Origin of the sequence: Vibrio sp. 10N.222.49.C9 (assembly GCF_041474985.1) — a bacterium.
GTDB lineage: Bacteria > Pseudomonadota > Gammaproteobacteria > Enterobacterales > Vibrionaceae > Vibrio > Vibrio crassostreae_C.
On record NZ_JBFRVD010000009.1, the window covers coordinates 73,622 to 97,039 of the forward strand.

Consider the following 23,418-nt stretch of genomic DNA (forward strand, 5'->3'; position numbering starts at 1 on the left):
AATTAGAATTCATAACCTGATGAGCAAAAAAGACACCGACTTCGATGACGATTTCGCCCTGTTCAACGATGCAGTAAAGGGCGTTAAAAAGTTGCAACAGGATACCATAGTCCAGCAGCCAAAAAGAAATGCCAAGCAAAAAGAAATTACTCGAACGGCAAGACAAGCCAGTGATAGCGAGTTTTATTTCTCGGATGAGTTCATTCCGCATCTTAGCGAAGACGGTCCGACGCGTTATGCGCGTGATGATGTCTCTAAATATGAGGTCAAGCGCCTCCGTCGTGGTGTCTACGTGCCTGACGTGTATCTCGATATGCATGGTATGACTCAACAAGAAGCCAAACGTGAGCTTGGCGCGATGATTGCGCACTGCGTGAAAGAGAGCGTGGCGTGTGCCTGTGTTCAACACGGTATCGGTAAACACATCCTTAAACAGAAGGTGCCTTTGTGGTTAGCACAGCACCCAGACGTGATGGCTTTCCACCAAGCACCGTTAGAGTTTGGCGGCAATGGCGCGCTGTTAGTCTTGCTTTCGGTTCCTGAGAAGTAATTCTGGTTAACAAACTCTCTCTCACCAAAAAACAACAAAGGGCATCCCAATCATATTGAGATGCCCTTTCTAATTGTCTGCAACTTTGTCATCAAACAGAGCTCAACGAGCTTATGGATTGATGTTCCAAAGCAACTCACCTTTTTGTGTCTCAAGGTTGAAGTCGATACACGCTAGGCCCGAAGTGGGAAACATAGGCGGCGCCATGCCTGTTGCAAACTCTGCAGTTAGGTAGCCAACTAGAGGTAAATGAGAAACAAATAAAATGGTCTCTAGTTTTTCTACTTCAGCCATTGCTAAGGTCAAATCAAACACATCGTCGGACATTCCATAAGGCGTAATATCATCACAGGTTTCTACTTTCTTTCCAGAAAACGCCTGAGAGATCTCTAACCACGTTTCTTGTGCCCTTAAATATGGGCTCACCAGCACTTTATCGAATTGACTAATCCCCTGCTCATTTGCAGCTTGTGCCACGGCAAGAGAAGCCATTTTCCCGCGCTTGGTCAACGCTCTTTCTGCATCCGAGTTGGCAAAATGTTCTGCTTCACCGTGGCGCATAATGAATATTTTCATGTTCAATCCTGTCTTCGTAACATGTCGAAAGTCGATATATCCCATATATCAGCGAAACGCTACTTAGGTTTGGCTCTCAATCCAGAGAAACCGCAGTCAATATAAATAATTATATCAAGTCACTTGCCAAAGAGTTCGACTTTCTTAACAATCTTGTTAAAAGAAAATAAATTACTGATAAAAATCGATAAAAGTGATTTAGAAATCGCCAAAAAGCACTTCATATCCCAAAATATGATCACAAGGTTTGCACGCCGAATCATCGGGTACATAATTTAAAAACCACCTTCTCTGGAGATGCTCCTGTGCACTTAAGCCCAAATGATGAACATCAATACCGCTACATAACCTTAAATAACGGGTTACGTGTACTGTTAGTTCAGGATCAAAATGCTCAAAAAGCAGCAGCCGCATTAGCCGTCAATGTGGGGCATTTTGATGACCCTACAGACCGAGAGGGTTTAGCTCACTACTTAGAGCATATGCTATTTTTGGGAACTGAAAAGTATCCAAAGGTCGGAGAGTTCCAAAGTTTTATCAGCCAGCATGGCGGTAGCAACAACGCTTGGACAGGAACAGAGCACACCTGCTTCTTTTTTGATGTTGAATTGAATGCCTTTGAAACCGCACTCGATCGCTTCAGCCAATTTTTTACCGCTCCCCTTTTCAACGAAGAAGCGTTAGACAAAGAACGCCAAGCCGTTGACTCCGAATACAAGATGAAACTCAACGACGACTCACGACGCTTGTACCAAGTTACCAAAGAACTGGTGAATCACAATCACCCATTCTCGAAGTTTTCTGTCGGTAATATCGATACGTTGGGTGACAGAAACGGCGAGACGATTCGACAAGAGATCTTGGCTTTCCACCAGCAACAATACTCTGCTGACTTGATGACACTGACACTGTCTGGCAATCAGTCGTTAGATGAGATGCAAAGCTGGGTTGAGGATCGCTTTAGCTCAATCACCAATCACAACCTACAAGGCAAAAAGGTTGAAGTTCCGATTGTCGGCGAGTTAAGTACGGGTGTACAAGTCCGCGTTGAGCCGATTAAAGAAGTGCGCAAACTGATCTTAACCTTCCCGATGCCAAGCATGGACGAACACTACGGCGTTAAGCCTTTGTCGTTCTTTGCCCACCTTTTAGGTTACGAAGGTGAAGGCAGTTTGATGATGCAACTCAAAGAGAAAGGCTGGATAACATCTCTCTCTGCAGGTGGTGGCGCGAGTGGCAGTAACTACCGTGATTTCACAGTCAGTTGCTCATTGACCATAGAAGGTTTAACCAAAACCGATAACATCATCCAAGCGATATTTCAGTACATCAAGTTAGTCGAACAACAAGGCATAGAAGAGTGGCGCTACCTAGAAAAACGCGCCGTTTTAGAGTCTGCTTTCCGCTTTCAAGAGCCAGCAAGACCGCTTGATGTCGTCAGCCACCTCGTCATCAACATGCAGCACTACCAAGAGCAAGATGTGGTGTATGGCGATTACAAAATGTCGCATTTCGATGACGAATTACAGCGTTCTTTGCTGCCTTACTTAACCGTAGACAACATGCGAGCGACCATTGTTGCTCAGGGATTCGAGTATGACAGGGAAGCGAAGTGGTACTTTACTCCCTACTCGGTCACACCTTTTAGCGCTGAACAAGTTCAATGCTTTACGTGCATTAACCCCGGTTGGCAGTTTGAACTCCCAAGCAAAAACCCGTTTATTTGCTACGATCTAGACCCGACTGAACTGGAAGGTGACGCTAAGTTCCCACAACTGTTAGAAGAGCTCGACGGCTTTAAGCTGTGGCACCTGCAAGACCATCAATTTCGAGTTCCTAAAGGTGTGGTGTATGTCGCTATCGATAGCCCGCACTCAGTTGCTAGCCCAAGAAATATCGTTAAAACACGCTTGTGCGTAGAGATGTTCTTAGACTCACTCGAAAAAGATACGTATCAGGCTGAAATCGCCGGAATGGGCTACAACATGTACACCCATCAGGGCGGTGTAACGCTCACTCTGTCCGGGTTTAGCGAGAAACAGCCACAACTGCTCAATATGATTCTTGAACGTTTCCAAGCACGCGACTTTAGTCCAACACGCTTCGAAACCATCAAGCATCAATTGCTCAGAAACTGGAACAACGCGTCGCAAGATCGCCCTATTTCGCAGTTGTTTAATGCAATGACTGGGATACTTCAACCAAATAACCCGCCTTATTCCGTGTTAATTGAAGCCCTAGAAACGATAGAGGTCGATGAGCTCTCCTCTTTTGTTCAAGCAATCTTGGCGGAACTTCATGTTGAGATGTTTGTGTATGGCGACTGGAAAAAAGCCGATGCACACAAGATGGCTGAAACGCTAAAAGATGCACTGCGTGTTCAAGATCAGGCTTACGAAGAATCACTGCGTCCGCTCATCATGCTCGGTGAAAACGGCAGCTTCCAACGTGAAGTGGTGTGTAACCAAGATGATTCAGCAATTGTGGTTTATTACCAATGCCCTGATATTTCACCTAAAAATATCGCGCTGTATTCATTGGCAAACCATTTGATGTCGGCCACTTTCTTCCATGAGATACGAACCAAGCAGCAGCTAGGTTACATGGTCGGTACTGGCAATATGCCGCTCAACCGACACCCTGGTATTGTGTTGTATGTGCAATCACCGAATGCCGCCCCTGCTGACTTGTTAGCTTCAATAGATGAGTTCCTCAATGCCTTTTACATGGTGCTGTTGGAGCTTAACGACTATCAATGGCACAGCAGTAAGCGCGGTCTCTGGAATCAGATTTCGGCACCAGATACGACTTTGCGAGGGCGAGCTCAGCGCTTATGGGTTGCGATAGGCAATAAGGATGTTGAGTTCAACCAGAGAGAGCGCGTATTGGAAAACCTTAAGGGGTTAACTCGCTCAGACATGATGCGTTTTGTGGTTAGCCAGCTAAAACCACGCACGGCAAATCGCCTGATTATGCATGCTCACGGTAATGCTCATAATGAGGAAGAGAAGCTGTCAGCAGGTGTTGAAATTGGCTCTATTGATGAGTTTCAGTTACGCCCGAAAGATACTGAGCTAGGCTGATAAAGCTGGAATGAAAATCATAAGGTTGATGTGAAAGCATCAACCTTTTTTATTGGATGCAGTCCAAAAGCAGATCTCCTATTACGCTCCTTCGTCGCTTTAGGAGATGACGGTAGTTTTGATTGACGTGTGTTTGACCACCTTTCTAATCAACGCAATAACTTACTTTTTATCTCTCAATCATCATTCCCGAGAAGGAGGAACGACTGAGTCGGGAATCTCATTCCTTTCACACTCGTTCATAAAACAGAAAAGCCCGCATCAATTGCTTGATACGGGCTTCTTAATCAATGAGTTAGAGAGTTACTTGTAGAAAGACTCACCCAATCCAGCACGTGTCAGTAGGCCATCACATGGCGCGAAACGATCACCGTACTTCTTAGCGAAATCGTTCATCATCTCAACCAGTGACTTAATGCCGATTTGATCCATATAACGGAACGGACCACCTAGGAATGGCGGGAAACCGATACCGAAAATCGCACCGATATCACCATCACGAGGGCTGCGGATAATGCCGTCGTCTAGACAACGAACCGCTTCGTTTAGCATAGGTAACACACAGCGCATCGCGATATCGTTATCGCTCAACTTAGGATCTGGTTGCAGCTTAAGCAGCTTGTAAACTGACTTATCCACTTCCTTCTTCTTCCCTTTGTAAGTGTAGAAACCTTTACCACTCTTGCGGCCTTTACGATTGTCATTCAAAAGAATATCGAACACATCAGGACCTTGGAAACGATCGCCAAGCTCATTCACTAAAATCGGAATGATCTTCGCACCGATATCAACACCCACCTCATCTAATAAAGTGATAGGACCAACCGGGAAACCGAAGTCCAATAACGTGCTGTCGAGCTTTTCAATCGGCTCGTTCGCTAGCAGTATATGCGCTGCTTCGTTCATGTACGGAGCAAGAATACGGTTCACATAAAAACCAGCCGTGTCTTTCACAACAATCGGCGTTTTACCTTGCTTCTTCGCTAATGCAACAACCGTAGAAATCGTCTCTTCTGACGTAGTTTCATGAGGGATAACTTCTACTAGCGGCATTTTTTCGGCTGGGCTGAAGTAGTGAAGACCGACCACGTTTTCTGGTCGCTGCGCCTTCTCCGCAATCTTATGGATCGGCAATGAAGACGTATTCGTCGCGAAAATAGTCTCTGGCTTGGCATTGGCTTCGATGTCCGCAACCATTGACTGCTTAAGGTCGAGGTCTTCAAATACCGCTTCAATCACCACATCGGTGTGATTAAAGCTCGTAAAGTCGATACCACCAGACAGTTGAAGCATCTTACTTTCAAGGCCCGCTCGGCTCAGAATGCGACGCTTACGCTGCTTATCGAACAACTTGAAGTTGTAGTTAAGCGCGTTCAGTACACCTTCATTTGATACGTCTTTAATGCGTACAGGCACTTTCGCCTTAGCAACACTGACATGGCTGATGCCTGCGCCCATAAGACCACCGCCTAGCACACCAACACGCTTAACCGCTTTGGGTTCTGCGTCTGCGCCGTGTTCTTTTTTCATTTCCGTGGTTGCAAAGAAAATCGAACGAAGGGCTTTAGACTCTGAAGTCATAACCAGTTCTGAGAAACGCTTCGCTTCATACTGAAGACCTTTATCAAAGCCGTTCTCAAGGCCATAACGAATCACGTCTAAAATCGCATCCGCTGCTGGGTAATTGCCGCGTGTTTTCTGATTGGTCTTCTTAGAAGCTTGTTCAAAAATCACTTTACGACCAAGGCCGTTACGTGAAATCAGCTTTTCTTTGGTCGACGCTTGGCTTTTCGACGCAAGGCGCTTACCTTTTTTACTGCCCGTATTCTTTTCAACAAAGCTTTTAGCGACTTCAAGCAGGATAGTTTCAGGCACACAAGCATCGACAACACCGAGCGATTTCGCTTTCTTAGCGCGCAGTTGCTTACCCGTAAGGATTAGGTCAAGAGATGGCAACAAACCAATAAGGCGAGGTAGACGCTGTGTACCGCCAGAGCCTGGTAACAGACCTAACTGTACTTCTGGCAGACCAACGCGAGTCTTATCTGAATCGGTACATACACGGTAATCACACGCCAGTGCAAGCTCTAAACCACCACCTAAACATGGGCCGTGAATCGCTGCGACTACTGGGTACGGTAGTTCAGAAAGCGTTTGGAACATCTCCTGCCCTTGGCGAGCCAGAGACTGTGCTTCGTCAGCCGTTTTACACGCATCAAGCATTCTTACATCAGCACCAGCGATAAAGTTATCTGGCTTAAGAGAATGAACGATTAGGCCCTTAACTCGGCTTTGCTTTTCTTTGAGTTGCTCGAAGATGGCCTTCATTTCTTCAGCAAAAGCCGCTTGCAGCGTGTTCATTTTCTCGTTTGGTACATCAATCGCTAACCAAGCAATATCTTGCTCATCGATATTGAGAGTAAATGCTGTCGCTTTCTTTTTGGTTGATTCAGTCGCAGAGGTTGAATCTGGTTGAGCGACTGTTTCTTTTTCTGTTGTTGCATCAAGAGTCGTAGACATTATTCTACCTCCAAGATCATTGCTGCACCTAAACCACCAGCCGCACACGCTGTGTTCAGTGCCAAGCCGCCACCGCGACGTTTCAGTTCACGTAATGTTTGAGTCATCATGCGTGCGCCAGTCGCTGCAAACGGATGTCCGTAAGCAATCGAGCTACCCAGCACGTTGAACTTCTCCATATCAATCTCACCGATCGCTTTATCGCGGCCAAGATTCTTCTGTGCAAACTCATCGCTTGCGAACATTTTCACGTTAGCCAAAACTTGGGCAGCGAATGCTTCGTGCATTTCGATCAGTGTTAGGTCTGACAACTCTAAACCGGTGTTCTTTAATACTTGTGAGGTCGCGTAAGTCGGGCCCATCAGCATATCTGTTTCAACACCAATCGCTGAGAACGCATAACCACGAATATAACCAAGCACTTCTAAGCCTAGTTCTTTCGCTTTACCTTCGCGCATCAACATCACTGCTGCACCGCCATCAGTCAGTGGCGTAGCATTGGCTGCCGTTACACTGCCGTACTTTCTATCAAAAGCAGGACGTAGCTTGGCGTATCCTTCAACCGTTGAGTCGTGGCGAATGTTGTTGTCTTCCGCTAGATACTTTTTGTAAGGTGCCGGGAATGCCGTCATCACTTCGTCTTTAATCTTGCCTTCTTTCCATGCCTGAGAAGCCAAAGAGTGAGAACGGTGAGCAAGTGCATCTTGAGCTTCGCGAGTAATACCATGCGTCTTAGCCATTTGCTCAGCCGTTTGTCCCATGGATAAACCGGTCGAGTATTCAGCAACTGCAGGTGGTACTGGCATCAAATCTTTTACGGAAAGTGTTTTAAGAATTTTCAGCTTTTGACCCATAGTTTTCGTTTTACTCAGCGCTAATAGATTTGCCGCTAACTTTTTCGAAACACCGATAGGCAATACAGAAGAAGAGTCCGCACCGCCCGCAATACCGATATCAATCGTGCCAGCCATAATGCTTTCGGTCACGTTAACTGCCGCTTGGAAGCTGGTCGCACATGCTCGTGTGACACTGTAGGCATCGGTATTGATGTTCATGCCTGTGCCCAACACGATTTCACGCGCAATGTTCGGCGCTTCTGGCATTTGCACTACTTGGCCGAACACAACTTGTTCGATAAGCGCAGGATCGACATCCGTTCTTGCAAGCATTTCACTCACAACCATTTTGCCTAAGTCGACCGCAGGCACTTGGCTAAATTCTGTGCTCTGACGAGCGAATGGGGTTCGTAATCCAGCGACAACGGCAACACGTTCTCCAGAACGCGTTTTGACTTCCTGTTTGCCCATGGTTTCTCCTTAAAGTTAAGAGGTCTGACCTGAAGCATTGTAAAGAAGTTGTTAATTAAATCAAACGAGCGTTTAAATAAACGTGATACGAGTATCTCACTGTTTGAAAATATAACTGCGCATTCAGGCGAACCTTTTTGGGGGAAAGGTTGCCGTAAGAGACTAAACTATTGTAAGCAAAGACTGTTATCGCTGTGTAGGGAATGGTTTTCTTGAGGCAAAAAAAAACCACACAAAGCTGTGTGGTCGGAATGTATATAAAGCAATTAACTTAGCGCCAATTGAAATAATCAGTTTCCTGATTAGGAGAAAGTAAAGTCAGCCTTCAAAAGGAAGTGTCGTCTTGCTCAACATGCTAGCCACGAATGACTAACTAGACGACAAGGTGTACTATAACGAGTTCGAGGCCTTAGATTTTGAAGTAGATCAATTTTAATGTGATTTTACGATTTCCTGCCGATCGTTAGCTCTAAAAATATAAAAACGAAGCACAACGTATAGAGGACAGCTATACGCAGAGCAATTATGGAGGCTCGTGTGTCAATAATAAAAATGTTTGGAAAGAAAACAGCCAAGCGTCCGGTCAACTCTGATATGGACAAACAAAGAAAATACGAAGCACTTGTGCGCGCCTATCATCGTGACCTCTTTCGCTACGCCTATTGGTTATGCAAAGACAAAAGCATTGCCGAAGACTTAGTTCAAGAAACTTGCCTTCGTGCATGGAAGTCACTCGATAGCCTTCAAGATGAAAAAGCCGCCAAATCTTGGCTGATTACCATCTTGAGACGCGAGAACGCTCGACGTTTTGAACGCAAACAGTTTGATCTGGTTGATATCGACGATCACGGTAACGATGCTAGTGTCAGTGATGACCCGCACCATCAGCATCAGTGGTTGCAAGCCCAGATCATGAAACTTGAAATTGATTACCGTGAACCTCTCTTCTTGCAAGTGATTGGTGGTTTTAGTGGTGATGAGATTGCCGATATTCTCGATCTCAACAAAAACACGGTGATGACACGTTTATTCAGAGCTCGAAATCAGTTGAAAGAGCTGTTGGATACAGAAGAGGCAGAGAGGGGGCAACATAATGGATGATTTGGAATTTCGTCGTCGTGTATTGTCGGAACCTAAACAACGTACACAAGATATTGTTGATGCGACCGCGAATAGCGAAGCCAATAGTAACTTCTTAGACGATGTACTAGCGCTTGATAAACAGATCCACTCTGCGATGAATGTGGATGTGCCAGACGATCTTGCTGATCGTATTCTGTTCAATCAGACCTCAAGCGAAGAAAGCAAAGTAGTAAGGCCTACGTTTGCGAGACGAGCAATGGCAATGGCTGCCTCGGTGGCGTTTGTTGCTGGTTTATTAGTTGGCCAAGTGAATTGGGGAAATGCATTCGTTTCACCTGCGCAAGCTAGTTTGGTTGATACGGCGATGAAGCATGTTGTTGATGAGAAGAGCTTTGTTAGTAACATCGATGAACAGGTCACATCACAGCAGATCAACGCAAAAATGAACCCATTTGCTTTTCAGTTTGATGATGCTTTCCCTTACCACGTCTATTACCTAAACCACTGTGGCTTTGGCAAATCTAACGCGGTCCATATGGTCTTCCAAGGCGCAAAAGGCAAAGTAACACTGTTTTTAACTGGTATTCCAACAGACAAACCTATCGACTTTGATGAAAAAGGCATGTCCGGCTCGGTAACCCCCGTCGATGGCAGCAGCTTAATCCTTGTGGGTGAAAATGGTGAGGATGTTTCCAAAATCGCCGAAAAGCTGACAAAAATGATCAAACCAATGAGCTAATTCACTCTTAAAGCCCCGTCACAAAAGGCCCAGCAATTATATTACTGATATTGCTGGGCTTTATTTATAAATAAATCAGAAAACCATTCACACCACCAATACCTCTAGAGTTAAAACTCTAAAAATCAGCATTTCGCACCATTTTCGTGCCAGATAGGCGTCATTTCCATAATTTTCCACTCAAAATTCCCAATGGTCGGATTTGTATATCGTATACTTGCGAATAGGATCAGCCACCATTGAGCAATTGCTCAAATTAATCGCCCTGTAGAGGCGGATATATAAAGGAATAAATGAATGACTACCAACAACACGCGTCTGTTTAAAAAGTCTCTTTTAGCAGTAACAATTACACTGGCGTCTTCGCAAGCGATGGCAGCAGGTTTCCAACTTAACGCACAATCAGCAACCGGCATCGGCCGTGCTTTCGCTGGTGATGCAGTAATCGCAGATAACGCGTCAGTAATGGCACGTAACCCTGCAGCAATGGCACTATTTGACAAAACTGAGCTTTCGCTTGGTTTTGAAAGCATTACTTCAATGATTGAAGTAAACGATGCTGAATACAACATTAATGGCAGTCCAATTCCGGTTGCCGACACGGATGATGTTGGTGATACATCTATCGCTCCAAATATCCACCTTATCGTTCCAGTAAATGATAAATTCGCTTGGGGTGTTAATGCGTACTCAAACTTCGGTACTAAGACAGAGTTTGATGATAGTTATACTGCAGCTGAATACGGCGGCTTAACAGATGTTCAGAGCATTAACTTTGGCCTTGCTGGTTCATACCGACTGAATAAACAATGGAGCTTTGGTGCAGGTTTAGACCTTATTTACGGTCAAGGCACCATGAAAAGAGAAACTAGTGCAGCTCTAGGTGTAGCTAGTGGCGGTTTAGTTCCTGCCGGAACAACATTAGTCGATGTTGATGAGGCTGATGGTTGGGCTGTGGGCTTCAATGTTGGTACTGTATATGAACTAGACGAAAACAACCGCTTCGGCTTAGCTTACCGCTACAGTCCAGAGATCACAGCTAAAGATGATAAAGGCCAAGAAATCACCTTACCTTTACCTGATATCGCTGAATTCTCGGGTTACCACAAAATCGAAGATACTAAATTCGCAGTTCACTACTCTGTACAATGGATTGGTTGGGGTGCATTCGATCAAATCGACTTTGAAAACTTACAAGGCTCACCTCTTGGCTCGTCGTATGCGAAACAATACCAATGGCAAGATGGCTGGCACTACGCTATTGGTGGTACATACTACCTAAACTCTGATTGGACTCTTCGTGCAGGTTACATGTACGACACAAGTGCACAGGATGAACTGACTTCAATTTCTGTTCCAGATTCTGATCGTCAATGGTTCTCTGCTGGTTTCACATACCACATTGACACAGTTTCTAATGTTGACTTCGGCTTCACATACCTAATGGGTGATGATGTAGATGTATCAGAAACTACGCCAGTCGCTCCTGGGCTTTCAACCGGTGTTAACGCAACAACACATGCTGATGCAATCCTGATGGGTCTGCAGTACAGCCGTAGCTTCTAATATAAGCTAATAATTTATCCCCAAAGGGTCGCATAATGCGACCCTTTTTTATTACCTAAACCACTGACCTACATCAATTTAAGCTTACAACTGTAGCCTGCAAGGTCAATATATGACTACAAGTGTACGCTCAAACTTCGCAACACAGCAGAAACATTTAGATTATTTCTCTAATAATTAAACACATTTACTCATTAAATCCCTAAAACACTGTTTTATTCGAATTTCATTTTTAAAGCAATGACTCTAAACGTAGAATCACGCCACTAAATACTTATGATTCAGCGAACATAATAATGAAAATGAATAAGACTCTTCTATCTGCTGCAGTGGCAGTTGGACTACTTTCGACTTCTACCGTCACTCACGCGGCAGGTTTTCAACTAGCAGAATACTCAGCAACAGGCCTTGGCCGCGCATACGCTGGTGAAGCTGCAATGGCTGACGGCGCAGACGCACAATGGCGTAACCCTGCCATGCTGACTTACCTAGAAGGTACTCAGGTTTCTGTTGGTGCTATCTATGTTGACCCTAACATCGATATCGACGGTACTTCTACGTCCATGATGGGACAATCTACTTCGTCAAATTCTAGCGATTTTGCGCACAGTGCAGTAATCCCAAACTTTTATGTTTCTCATAAGTACAACGACAAGTTCGCATTAGGCTTTGCTGCTGGCACTAACTACGGTATGGAAACAGACCTAGGTAAAGACTTTGGTGGCGCAAACCACGGTAACGAAGCAAGTGTTACTACGATGGAGCTAAACCTAAACGCGGCTTACCAAGTACTTGAAAGCGTATCTATTGGTGGTGGTATTCGTTACATCATGGCTGAAGGTAGCTTTGGAGCGGTATCTACAGTTAACTCTCTAGTTCCTATACCTCAAGGTACAGCTTTAAAATACATGGAAGGTGATGACACAGCGTGGGGCTGGCAAGTTGGTACCGCTTGGCAGATCAATGAAAACAACCGCCTTGGTTTTACCTACAAGTCAGAAGTAGACCTAACGCTTGAAGGCCACGCAAATGGTGTCGCTTTTGATGCTGTTGCTGGCGCTTTAGGTACTCCTGTGAAGTCAAAATATAACGGCTCAATGCAACTTGCATTGCCAGCTACCGCCGAGCTAGCAAGCTTCCATCAACTATCAGATAAGGTCGCTGTACATGCGAGCGTTAACTGGACTAACTGGAGCAGCTTTAAAGAACTAGTAGCTGACATCCCTGAATTCGGTCCTGCTCGAACTCAAGATATCAAGCAAGAGAACTGGGAAGATAACTACCGCTTTGCTCTTGGTACTACTTACCAAATGACGCCTAAGTTAGCTCTACGCTCTGGTATCGCATACGATACTTCAGCGGTAAGCGATGAGCACCGTACGGCAACGATCCCAGAAACAGACCGCACTTGGTTAAGCATTGGTGCTGGATATCAATGGTCTGAGCAACTAACTCTAGATGCTGGCTTCACTTACATTCTAGCTAAAGACGCAAAAATGGTTGAAGATGACGCAAGTTCTGCACCATTTGGTGGTGACTTCGAAGGTGAAGTAACAGGTAGCATCTGGCTAGTAGGTATCCAAGCTAACTACCGCTTCTAATCTACCTCCCTAAAAGTAGAAAGCATTAAAAAGGCTCGATGTTGCATCAACATCGAGCCTTTCTTTTATCGATTTTCTAAATCATGTTTCTAGTAATCTTCTAGATAACCATCGATCAAATCTTCTTCTTCAAGGTCGACCTCTTCAGGCTCGATCTCGGCTTTAAAGTCACGACGTTGAATATAAACATCTCGCGTTAACGCATATGGATCTGGCGAGTCATCCAACAGCGCTTCTTGTGACACTAACTGAGCACGAGTTTCCATGCCTTCGAATGCCCACTTTCCTAAGCTAGCCCAGAAGTTCAAGAAAGACAGAGGCACATACATACCATCAACGGTTTCAGTTACTTCACGCGTTGTTATTGGGCCATAACCCGGCACCATGAAGTAGGGACCATTCCCTACCCCGTAATGACCAATCGCATCAGAGAACGACTTATCATCGTATTTGGTGATCCCCGCTTCGCTGGCAATATCGATTAAGCCTAACAAACCAATCGTTGAGTTAATCCAAAAACGATTGAAATGGTCGAGTGCTTTTTCACCATTGCCCATAATAAGGTTATTCACCATGCTTGATGGTTCGTCTAAGTTGGCTAGAAAATTGGATATACCAGAACGTACTGGCACAGGGGTGTAGTCAACATAAGCGAGGGAAACAGGGCGAACTAAATAAGGATCTAGATATTCGTAGTTGATATCCCACATCGCTCGGTTGAAGCCTTCAAAAGGATCATTCGGGTGGGACTCTTCGACGTATTCAGAGGTTTCGAGGTTATCATCGTCAACACTTTCGTCCGGCGCACTTGAACACCCAACCGTTAAGCTTGCGATAAAAAGTAAACTCGAGAGTCTTAAAACACTGACAGACATATCACCTTTTCCATAAGGAATTCAAATAATAAAAAAGGCCAGCAATCGCTGGCCTCAATTGTTTGGCTAAGTCTATACCGTTTATCTGCAAATCGGAATAGCTAACACCTATGCAAAGTGGTGATTAATATTGCTTATTGATATCAATGGTAACTGGAGCACCCAGTTCAACCACTTCACTTTCACCGTACCAATCGCCTTCGCGAGTTGAAACGTTGCCGTCTGTATCAAGCCTAGCTCTAACCATCAGAGTTTCAAGGCTAGACAGCTCTTGTCCTTCCAGCATGCTGTTGCCGTCATCTAGAACAACAGTACGAGGGAAAGTCCCTAGTGGGTAACGAGCGGCTGCGATAGGCATTGGAGAACCATCTGCTCTGTGTACTGAAACAATTAACACTGAGTTAGGGTCAGCATTCACGTCTGCAGATAGATCGAGCGTTACAGCAACAGTCTTACCTTGGTCGACACCCATATTGTCGCCCATTTTCTTCTGAGCACTTTCAATACTGCGCGAAAGCATTTCATAGCGACTGTCTTGTGGACCAATCATCTGCTGCATGATGCTCCAGTACTTCACCGCACCTGGGTAGTCTTGACGCTCAAACGCATCAAACGCAAGCAGTGAGAACACACGAAGGTCAACGTAATCGTTTTGAATCAAACGGCTCAAAATCAAACGAGCTTGGTTTTGATCAGCTTCATCAGGAGAAAGCATCAGTGCTTGTGCGAAACCTAACTGAACATCTTCATTCTTAGGTTCAAGCTTGTAAGCTCGTTCCATAGAATCTTTTGCTGTTTCAGCGTCGCGGTTAGCCAGTGCAATACGACCGAGTAGCAACCAACCTGTTGAATCTTTTGGTTGGTAATGCAGACGAGTACGAAGCGCTAGAGTCAAATCTTCCAACTCATCATCCGTTAGTGCACCACCTTCCGATGACATTAGCTTTTTAGACAATTCAGGAAGGTTCGAGCTCACTTCTTGCCAGTGTTGAACTTTGTCCAACGCACCGAACTTAAAGTACATACCATAAGTCACAACGACGACAAGGATGATCGACGGTACAACCACACCAAGCGTAGAGATTTGAGTCTTCTTCATCTCTTCTTGTGCAGGAACATCATCAAGCAGAGACTGTTTCAAATCATCGATCAGTTCTTGTTGGTTATCAACAAGACCTTCCTCTGCTTCTACTTCTAACTCGACAAGACGGTCTTTATAGAACGCTTTATTCAACTCGTCGCGAAGCATCTCGTCATTGTTTGCCTTCTTGTTAATGAAAGGCAGAACAATTAAGAAAATTGCCGCTAGCGAAAGGATAATGGTAGAAATCCAAAATAGAGTCATTACTTCTTATCTCCGTCGTTCTCTTCATCGAGTAACGCTTTTAAGCGAGCTTCTTTGTCTGCATCCCAGTCTTTATCTGACTCTACTGCTGCTTTTGATTTTGACTTTCTGCTTCGTAAAATAATCAAACCAAATCCAAACACAACAACCGCAAACGGACCAATCCAAAGGATCGATGTAGCTAAGGTCAGTGGCGGGTTGTACGTTACAAAGTTACCGTAACGAGCAATCATGTAATCAATAATTTCTTGCTCAGACTTGCCGTCTTTTGTCATCTCGTACACTTTTTGGCGTAAGTCGACCGCTAGCTCAGCATTCGAATCACCAATCGTGTTGTTCTGACATTTAGGGCAACGTAGCGTATTACTCAACTCTTTGAACTGCTGTTCTTGATCTACGGTATCAAATTCATGGAACTCGATAGGTGCAGCAGAAACAGTCGCTGAAATTGCGAACGTAGCGAATAGAGTAATCAGTGCCTTTCTAATCATTTCGATTCCTCCAACAACTCTTGATACATCGGCTCAAGCGTCGATGCCCAGTTGGTTGGGTTCACGTCACCAACATGGCGGTAGCGAACTACGCCGTTAGCATCGATTAGGAAAGTTTCAGGCGCGCCATACACGCCAAGGTCAAGGCCTAGCATGCCATTACCATCAAACAGGCTAATTAGGTACGGGTTACCCAACTCTTTTAGCCAACCAACCGCTTTGTTGCGATCATCTTTGTAGTTAAGACCAATGATCTTAACGCCTTGATCCGCAAGCTTGTTCAGGTAAGAGTGCTCTGCATAACAAGTAGGACACCAAGTCGCCCACACGTTAAGAAGCAGTGGCTCGCCTTTAAAGATCGCTTGATCATGAAACTTACCTGGTTGTTCTAAGTCTTCTAGACCAAACTCAGGAACAGGCTTACCAATCAATACGGATTCTAGCTTAGTTGGGTCATCGCCCGACTGGTTGCGCATTAATTGCGTTGCAAAGATTCCAGCTAGAACCATGAACGCAATCAATGGAATGAATAAAATCTTCTTGTTCATTCGAATTAAGCCTCCTGCTCTTCAGCCGACTTTTTGATTGGCTTACGGAAACGGTAACGACGGTCACTGATAGCAATAGCGCCACCAATCGACATAATCAAAGAACCTGCCCAGATCCAACGTACAAATGGTTTGTAGTAGATACGTACAGCCCAAGATTTGTTGTCGTCTAAACGTTCACCCATTGCAATGTAAAGGTCGCGCGTTACGCCACGGTCAATCGCTGCTTCTGTCATCATAGACTTAGCTGTGGTGTAGAAACGTTTTTCAGCGTGAAGCGTGTTGATGTATTTGCCTTCTTTAGTAATTTCAAAGTCAGCAATGTAACCATCGTAGTTAGGACCATCTTTGTCACGAACCCCTGTAAACAGGAAGCTGTATTCTTCAAGCTGGTAGCTTTCACCTGGCGCCAGACGTACATCACGTTCGATGCTGTAGTTTTGCACCATCGCGATACCAATCACTGTCACGGCTAAACCTATGTGACCACACATCATTGCCCAGTGGCTACGAGGTAGCTTAGTTAGACCTTTCAAGAATGTATGACGGTGAGTCGCACGCTCATGCAGCTCAAAGCCGTGCATGAAGATGATCCAGAACGCCATTACCCAACCAGCAAACGCAGTACCACTGAAGCGGTCAGCCAGTAGAGCAACCATTAGCGCACTCAAGCCAAGTGAGAGTGCACCTGAAATCAGCATTGGTTTAACAAGCTTAGACAGGTTGTCACGTTTCCATCGGATCAGAGGACCGATACCAAGCAGGAACGAGAACGGGATCATTAACCAGAAGAACAACATATCAAAGAATGGTGCACCGATAGATACCGAGCCCAAGCCTAACTGTTTGTGAACTAATGGCAGTAGCGTACCTACTAACACAACGACAAGCGCTGCAATCAGTAAGATGTTGTTACCAAGCAGTGCGTTTTCACGAGAAACCAGATCGAAGTTACCGCGAACACGAACCGATGCGCCTTTAATAGCAAACAACAGCAGTGAGCCACCGATAACAAAGACAAGGAAACCTAGAATAAACATACCACGAGCAGGATCCGACGCGAATGCGTGAACCGATACCAAGATGCCCGAACGAACTAAGAATGTCCCTAGTAAGCTTAGCGAGAATGCAGAGATAGCCAGCAGTACTGTCCAAGCTTTAAATGTGCCACGCTTCTCAGTTACCGCTAGTGAGTGCATTAGAGCAGTACCAGCCAACCAAGGCATGAATGAAGCGTTTTCTACTGGATCCCAGAACCACCAGCCACCCCAGCCAAGTTCGTAGTAAGCCCACCATGAACCTAGTGCGATACCTACCGTTAGGAATAACCAAGCTGCGATTGTCCAAGGACGCGACCAACGAGCCCATGCCGTATCAAGACGACCACTCATTAGAGAAGCGATTGCGAAAGAGAACGCAACAGAGAAACCTACATAACCCATGTAAAGCATTGGCGGGTGAATAATCAAACCCGGATCTTGCAGTAGTGGGTTCAGGTCACGGCCATCAACAGGGAAGAAAGGCAATGTACGTAAGAACGGGTTAGACGTCACGATAATGAACAGCAAGAAGCCGACAGTAATCAGACCCATGATAGCCAAAACACGAGCCACAGACTCTTGAGGCATACCACGACTGAATGTCGCTACTGCTACAGTCCAACCCGCTTGGATGAGAACCCAAAGCAGTAATGAACCTTCGTGCGCACCCCAAACCGCCGTAATTCGGTAGTACCAAGGTAGTTGGCTGTTTGAGTTACTTGCTACGTATTGAATCGTAAAATCATTTGTGTAAAACGCGTAACACAAGATAAAGAACGAAATCGCTAAGAATCCGAACATACCCCACGACAACGGTCGTGCGCTGTTCATCAATAATGTGTTATTTCGAGCGGCTCCATACAATGGGAGCACGCTTAGCAGCAAAGCAAGTCCCAAGGACAGGATCATCGCAAAATGGCCGATCTCGGCTATCATTGAGCATTTCCTTCTTTTTGTTCAGTCGTGTATTGCAAAGGCTCATGGGTTTTCTTCATTGCTTCCGCAACTTCAGAAGGCATGTACTCTTCATCGTGCTTTGCCAACACCTCAAACGCTTCGATTGTCGTTGCATTTTTAAGGACACCCTGAGCAACAATACCTTGGCCTTCACGGAAAAGATCAGGAAGGATACCATCGTATAGAATTGTTACTTTAGGGCCTACATCCGCCAAATCGAAGCTTACACGTAGTGATTCATTGTCACGGCTTACAGAGCCGACTACGACCATGCCACCAATACGTAGGCGTTGACCAACTTCAGGCTTTTTACCATCTTTGCCGTTGACCAGCTCAGTTGGTGTGTAGAACAGATCCATGTTCTGGTTAAGTGCGTAAACCATCAATCCAACAGTCGCACTGATACCAAAAAAGATCGCTAAGACAATGCCCAGCCTCTTTTTACGTCTTGGGTTCATAGAGTGTTCTCCATATTTTTTGCTGCATCGATACGAGCTTGACGATCAATCTTAGCTTGTACTTCATTTAGTAATTGCTTACCACGACGAACGCTTACGACCAGTAAAATGATCATCGCGAGGAATGTGATTCCAAATGCACTCCAGACATACGAGGCATAACCTCCCATGGCTAAGAAATCACTCAAAGATTCAAAATACATAATTACCTACCCTACTACGCTTTTTCAGCCGCAAGCTTGCGAACCCATGGACGATGGCTTTCTTTACTGATGATTTCGTTACGGAAACGAATCATGGTTAAAGCGCCAAAGAAGAAAGCGAAGCCGAAGATGTTAAGAAGAAGCGGCCATAACATGTCACTTGAAATAGAAGGCTTGTCGAACTTAGTGATCGTCGCGCCTTGGTGAAGTGTGTTCCACCACTCTACTGAAAAGTGAATGATAGGTAGGTTGATGACACCAACGATAGCCAAGATACCCGCCGCTTTTGCTGCTGTTTTTTGGTCGTCAAAAGCGTGGTGTAGTGCAATCACACCCAAGTATAGGAATAGAAGAATCAGCTCTGAGGTTAAACGCGCATCCCAAACCCACCAGGCGCCCCACATTGGTTTACCCCAAACAGCGCCGGTTAGTAACGCAATGAAGGTAAACACAGCACCAATCGGTGCCATCGCCAGTGCGGCCATGTCTGATAGCCTTACCTGCCATACCAAACCGATAAAGGCAGCAATCGCCATCGACATGTAAACGCCCATAGACCAGATTGCAGACGGTACATGGATGTAGATGATACGGAAGCTATCGCCTTGTTGGTAATCAGAAGGCGCAAATGCAAGCCCCCACACGGTACCGACGGATAGACACAATAGCGCTAGGATCGAAAACCATGGCAAAAGTTTACCAGCAAGCTGATAAGAGGTTTCTGCTTTGGCATAGGGATGGAGCCATTTCCACATGTTGTAATCTCACTCTTACTTCATATTGCTTACAGCTATTAAAGCTATAATTATAATAATTTTATTTGTCTTGCTTTCAGTTTTATTGACTCTATGAGTCCAATCGTCACATTTGGTTCACATTGGCTATACGATAACGGAACCCCAATCAGTTCACACTCACTCTAAGTGCGGCACTGATCGCAAAAGGCGTCATAGTCATCGCACCCATTAACATTGCCCCAAGCACCGCCAATTGGCCGTTGTACGCAACGCCCAAAGCCGCAGCGTCAATCGCTGACGTCGCGAAAATCAAAATGGGGATGTAAAGCGGCAAGATTAACAGGCTTAACAGGACTCCGCCCTTCTGTAACCCAACGGTTAACGCAACACCAATCGCACCAATAAAACTCAATGCGGGTGTTCCTACCAGCAAGGTCAACACAACTGAGAGCCATGTATCAAAATCTAAAGACAATAAAACAGCCAATAATGGGCTGATTAAAATCAATGGTAACCCGGTCAACAACCAGTGTGCTATGACTTTGGACAATACTACCAACTGCAACGGGATTGGCATCAGCATCATCTGTTCAAGGGCGCCATCTTGAAAATCATCACGGAAAAGACGCTCTAAAGAGAGCAATGCAGAGAGCAAAGCGGCCACCCAAACAATACCCGCAGCAATACGCGCAAGTAGGTTTGGCTCTGGGCCAATACTCAAAGGGAAAAGCGTGATAACAATGATGAAGAACCACAAAGGGTTAAAGATATCCGCTTGACGTCGAAACGCGATAAGCAGTTCGCGTCGGATAATCGTGGTCATTGAAGAGATCATATTACTCACCCAACTTTATTTTTCTTAGTTTCGGGCTATCAGCAAACATATCTTGGTGTGTGGTTAACAACACAATGCCACCGTTGTCTGCATGCTGAGAAAAAAGAGATTCGAGAACTTTCACGCCCTGCTTATCAATGGCAGTCAGCGGCTCATCAAGAATCCACAACATTTGCTTGCTCAACCAAAGGCGAGCCAACGCAACTCGGCGTTGTTGGCCTGCTGAAAGTTGCCCCGCAGGTACGTCTTCTCTGCCCGCAAGCCCGACTTGAGCCAGCGCGTGATAAAGCTCTTCTTTGCTGGTACCGCCACTGTGAATCGACTGATAAAAGCTCAGATTCTCATAAGCACTAAGCTCGCGCTTTACGCCTGTTTGGTGACCAAGAAAAAGTAAATTTTGATGATAAACATCTCGACTCGATTCAATAGACTCACCGTCCCAAGAGATAGTGCCGTCATCGCGATCGCCTAAGCCAGTAATAATCCTAAGGAGTGTCGTTTTCCCGGTACCGTTACGACCTTCAACTTGAACCAGCTCACCTGGTTTCAATTGAAAAGACAACGATTCAAACAGAATCCTGTCGTCACGAATAGCAGTTAAATTTGAGACTTCTAGCATAGGTAAATTTAGTCGAGTAATGAGAGCGCTATAGTAGCACACCAACATGGTGACAAAACAGGACTAGGCGTTTTCGATAGAACAAAGTCGGTAAGAAACTGTTACCACCTCATCACAATTTACACATTTTCATCAACAAACAAGATATTGTCGTAGATACAAGCACTTATAAACATCGTTCTATATAGATCGGACAGGCATAAAAAAAGAAGCCGAAGCTTCTTTTAAGAGGAATACGTAATAAACATCAATTGCTCAATACGAATTAAGCGCTCAATTTAACGACGTCGAGGCGGGTCTCTGCGATCGCGAGAGGCATCGGGTTGCTGATCGTACGATGAAGGGTCGCTTCGTAATGAAGGAATTTTCTCTTTACCAGCAAGCTTGTTCTGCAGAGACATCATCAGCTCAGCTTCTGCTTTGGGTAATTCACATTCTTCAATTAACTCGTTAATCCCAGCGCCAAGCTGAACCATTTTCGTTGCACGTGTGTACAAACGTCCATCGGTATCCGCATGTTCCAGCTCAACAATACGTTCATTCAAATGTTTGATAAGATCTTGTTGTTCAGTCACTTTCTGGCCAAGGCCAACCACAACAGAGCGAACCTCAAGTAATTGCTTACTCGATTTTTGAAGCTCTTTGTCCAAGTTACGAACTTGCAGGCGTGACTGATCGAGCTGCTTTTGAATCGCACGTTTTACTTTGCTAATCAAAATCAGGATAAATAACGTAAAAACCCCAACGCCTGATATCAGAGCGACAGGGCTTAAAGGAAGCGCTTCAAACATTACAGGTGAGCCATCTCATCCCATTCGTCTTCGCTTAGTAGTTTGTTTAGATCTACTAAGATAAGTAGCTTGCCATCTCGGTTACTTACACCTTGGATGAACTTAGCACTTTCATCAGTACCAACACTTGGCGTTGTGTCGATTTCAGAAGAACGCAGGTAAACCACTTCAGCAACGCTATCTACTAGAATGCCAATTACTTGACGCTCAGATTCAATAACGATGATACGAGTGTTGTCTGTGATTTCACCTTGCATCAAACCAAAGCGAGAACGAGTGTCGATAACAGTAACAACGTTACCACGTAGGTTAATAATACCTAGAACGTAATCTGGAGCACCCGGTACTGGAGCAATTTCGCTGTAACGTAGTACTTCACGTACTTGCATTACGTTGATGCCGTAAGTTTCTTCTTCTAGCTGGAAAGTCACCCATTGAAGTACTTCATCATTCGTTTGCTCTTTTCTTACTTCAACTTCACTCATATGAGACATAGATAATCCTCTTGCCGTCGTTACCGACCACTATTATTAACTTGATGCTTATTGTTAGCCCAATGCTTATTACTAGCTTAATGCTTTTACATCTAGCCCTGCGTTTAGCATGGCGATTAATGCTTCAACATGAATCAAAGCACACATTTTTTCTTTTACCATACCAGCGAGCCATGGGCGTTTCCCTGCCATTTCTCGCCAACGTACTTTGTCTGTATTAAGTAGCTCGGTGCCTTTGAGCTCTGTGCCCGCCAGGCCCCACAAGCTCTCTCCAAGCATCACTATATATTGATAGTTTTCTTTGTATTCGTCACCTGATAGTTTCTCAGACATCACCCATTTTGCGGTGTCGACCACATCTAGCTGACTATCACGGTTGGTTTGTAAACCCAAATACCAAGCTGGCTTACCAATGATATGACTTAACTCTTCAAGGCGATGGATGCCGCCAAGCTCATCAAGTGGCACCGCAAAGGTCACGCCGTTTACATCAAAATACAAGACTTGAAAGTCTTCTTTGCGAACCGTACTTTCCCAAGAGGTAAACTGGTCAGCACCTCCTGCTTGAGTTTCGGGTTCAATAACTGTCTCGGGATCAGGAACGTCAAGTTCAGGCTCAACAGCCTTAACTTCTACTTGTTCCGTCTCCAGCGATTCAGCTTGTAACTCTTCAATTTGCTGCGATTCAACAGGTGGCTCTAAAACAATTGATAAATCGGGTTCTGGAAGATTCCAATCCTGAATCTCTGGCTCTTCGAACACTTGAACAGACTCAACCGCGGCATCAAACATTTGCATGTCAGCTTGCTCGGCAATTTTCTGGGTGTTCTGATCCATCAACTCATCAAGGTTCAGTTCATCAACAACATTGGTCGCCTCTAAACGACTCAGTAGTTTCTGAACATCCTCAAGGTTAGGAACCTCAAACTCAGCCGCGCGTATTTCTGCGTAGCTTGAGTGGTGACTCGAAAATTGGCGCTCTGGCTCTGGCTCTGGCTCT

22 protein-coding genes are annotated in these 23,418 nt (G+C 45.1%); 6 read left to right on the top strand and 16 right to left on the bottom strand.

Annotated elements, in window-relative coordinates; translation table 11 throughout:
- The first annotated feature begins 19 nt into the window (after positions 1 to 19).
- Positions 20 to 550 (top strand): endonuclease SmrB, encoded by a 531-nt coding sequence (gene smrB / locus AB4585_RS03810; RefSeq protein ID WP_017064096.1) that lies wholly within the window; start codon positions 20 to 22, stop codon positions 548 to 550.
- 111 nt (positions 551 to 661) lie between these two features.
- On the opposite strand, the gene sixA is transcribed toward smrB, so the two are convergent.
- Positions 662 to 1,126, bottom strand: coding sequence for a phosphohistidine phosphatase SixA (gene sixA, locus AB4585_RS03815; RefSeq protein ID WP_017064097.1), 465 nt, complete (start codon positions 1,124 to 1,126; stop codon positions 662 to 664).
- A gap of 305 nt (positions 1,127 to 1,431) precedes the next feature.
- On the opposite strand from sixA, the gene AB4585_RS03820 reads away from it, so the two are divergent.
- Positions 1,432 to 4,209 (top strand): insulinase family protein, encoded by a 2,778-nt coding sequence (locus AB4585_RS03820; RefSeq protein ID WP_372169359.1) that lies wholly within the window; start codon positions 1,432 to 1,434, stop codon positions 4,207 to 4,209.
- A 303-nt stretch (positions 4,210 to 4,512) separates the two neighbouring features.
- On the opposite strand, the gene fadJ is transcribed toward AB4585_RS03820, so the two are convergent.
- Positions 4,513 to 6,729 carry a fatty acid oxidation complex subunit alpha FadJ gene (gene fadJ / locus AB4585_RS03825; protein WP_372169360.1) on the bottom strand — a complete coding sequence of 739 codons (2,217 nt, stop codon included), beginning with the start codon at positions 6,727 to 6,729 and terminating at the stop codon, positions 4,513 to 4,515.
- Positions 6,729 to 8,036 carry an acetyl-CoA C-acyltransferase FadI gene (fadI, locus tag AB4585_RS03830; protein ID WP_017060645.1) on the bottom strand — a complete coding sequence of 436 codons (1,308 nt, stop codon included), beginning with the start codon at positions 8,034 to 8,036 and terminating at the stop codon, positions 6,729 to 6,731. Before fadI ends, fadJ begins: the two co-directional genes overlap by 1 nt.
- 552 nt (positions 8,037 to 8,588) lie before the next feature.
- On the opposite strand from fadI, the gene AB4585_RS03835 reads away from it, so the two are divergent.
- The 4 genes from AB4585_RS03835 to AB4585_RS03850 all read left to right on the top strand — a co-directional run bounded on the left by AB4585_RS03835 (position 8,589) and on the right by AB4585_RS03850 (position 13,025).
- Complete coding sequence (locus AB4585_RS03835) at positions 8,589 to 9,137, top strand: sigma-70 family RNA polymerase sigma factor (protein WP_017060646.1); 549 nt, start codon at positions 8,589 to 8,591, stop codon at positions 9,135 to 9,137.
- A complete protein-coding gene (locus tag AB4585_RS03840; protein WP_060983667.1) occupies positions 9,130 to 9,858 on the top strand; it encodes a DUF3379 domain-containing protein in 729 nt (242 codons plus the stop codon). The genes AB4585_RS03835 and AB4585_RS03840 overlap by 8 nt, the downstream gene beginning before the upstream one ends.
- A 297-nt stretch (positions 9,859 to 10,155) precedes the next feature.
- A complete protein-coding gene (locus AB4585_RS03845) occupies positions 10,156 to 11,424 on the top strand; it encodes an outer membrane protein transport protein (RefSeq protein ID WP_069597167.1) in 1,269 nt (422 codons plus the stop codon).
- 296 nt (positions 11,425 to 11,720) lie between these two features.
- Positions 11,721 to 13,025, top strand: a complete 1,305-nt coding sequence (locus AB4585_RS03850) for an outer membrane protein transport protein (RefSeq protein WP_372169361.1) — start codon at positions 11,721 to 11,723, stop codon at positions 13,023 to 13,025.
- Positions 13,026 to 13,114: 89 nt separating this feature from the next.
- On the opposite strand, the gene AB4585_RS03855 is transcribed toward AB4585_RS03850, so the two are convergent.
- The 13 genes from AB4585_RS03855 to AB4585_RS03915 form a co-directional block, all read right to left on the bottom strand.
- The gene (locus AB4585_RS03855) at positions 13,115 to 13,900 is read right to left on the bottom strand and encodes a VacJ family lipoprotein (RefSeq protein WP_017064102.1); all 786 of its coding nucleotides are present in this window, start codon (positions 13,898 to 13,900) and stop codon (positions 13,115 to 13,117) included.
- A 124-nt stretch (positions 13,901 to 14,024) separates the two neighbouring features.
- Positions 14,025 to 15,245, bottom strand: coding sequence for a c-type cytochrome biogenesis protein CcmI (gene ccmI, locus AB4585_RS03860; protein ID WP_017064103.1), 1,221 nt, complete (start codon positions 15,243 to 15,245; stop codon positions 14,025 to 14,027).
- Entirely contained in the window at positions 15,245 to 15,736 is a 492-nt protein-coding gene (locus AB4585_RS03865) for a cytochrome c-type biogenesis protein (protein ID WP_065583667.1), read from the bottom strand. Before AB4585_RS03865 ends, ccmI begins: the two co-directional genes overlap by 1 nt.
- Complete coding sequence (locus tag AB4585_RS03870) at positions 15,733 to 16,284, bottom strand: DsbE family thiol:disulfide interchange protein (protein WP_017060653.1); 552 nt, start codon at positions 16,282 to 16,284, stop codon at positions 15,733 to 15,735. Before AB4585_RS03870 ends, AB4585_RS03865 begins: the two co-directional genes overlap by 4 nt.
- Positions 16,285 to 16,289: 5 nt before the next feature.
- A complete protein-coding gene (locus AB4585_RS03875) occupies positions 16,290 to 18,260 on the bottom strand; it encodes a heme lyase CcmF/NrfE family subunit (protein WP_136979573.1) in 1,971 nt (656 codons plus the stop codon).
- Positions 18,257 to 18,739, bottom strand: a complete 483-nt coding sequence (gene ccmE, locus AB4585_RS03880; protein WP_017060655.1) for a cytochrome c maturation protein CcmE — start codon at positions 18,737 to 18,739, stop codon at positions 18,257 to 18,259. Before ccmE ends, AB4585_RS03875 begins: the two co-directional genes overlap by 4 nt.
- Complete coding sequence (gene ccmD / locus AB4585_RS03885; protein ID WP_017060656.1) at positions 18,736 to 18,942, bottom strand: heme exporter protein CcmD; 207 nt, start codon at positions 18,940 to 18,942, stop codon at positions 18,736 to 18,738. The genes ccmE and ccmD overlap by 4 nt, the downstream gene beginning before the upstream one ends.
- A gap of 14 nt (positions 18,943 to 18,956) precedes the next feature.
- Complete coding sequence (locus AB4585_RS03890; RefSeq protein ID WP_017060657.1) at positions 18,957 to 19,697, bottom strand: heme ABC transporter permease; 741 nt, start codon at positions 19,695 to 19,697, stop codon at positions 18,957 to 18,959.
- A 148-nt stretch (positions 19,698 to 19,845) separates the two neighbouring features.
- Positions 19,846 to 20,514: a heme exporter protein CcmB gene (gene ccmB / locus AB4585_RS03895; protein ID WP_017060658.1), complete on the bottom strand. Its 669-nt coding sequence runs from the start codon at positions 20,512 to 20,514 to the stop codon at positions 19,846 to 19,848.
- 1 nt (position 20,515) lies between these two features.
- On the bottom strand, positions 20,516 to 21,133 hold the full coding sequence (ccmA, locus tag AB4585_RS03900; RefSeq protein ID WP_017060659.1) for a cytochrome c biogenesis heme-transporting ATPase CcmA: 618 nt from the start codon (positions 21,131 to 21,133) through the stop codon (positions 20,516 to 20,518).
- Positions 21,134 to 21,411: 278 nt separating this feature from the next.
- A complete protein-coding gene (locus AB4585_RS03905) occupies positions 21,412 to 21,924 on the bottom strand; it encodes a DUF2802 domain-containing protein (protein ID WP_017060660.1) in 513 nt (170 codons plus the stop codon).
- Entirely contained in the window at positions 21,924 to 22,418 is a 495-nt protein-coding gene (locus AB4585_RS03910) for a chemotaxis protein CheW (protein WP_017064109.1), read from the bottom strand. The genes AB4585_RS03905 and AB4585_RS03910 overlap by 1 nt, the downstream gene beginning before the upstream one ends.
- A 72-nt stretch (positions 22,419 to 22,490) precedes the next feature.
- On the bottom strand, positions 22,491 to 23,418 hold a 928-nt coding region (locus AB4585_RS03915), incomplete at its 5' end, for a chemotaxis protein CheW (RefSeq protein WP_372169362.1).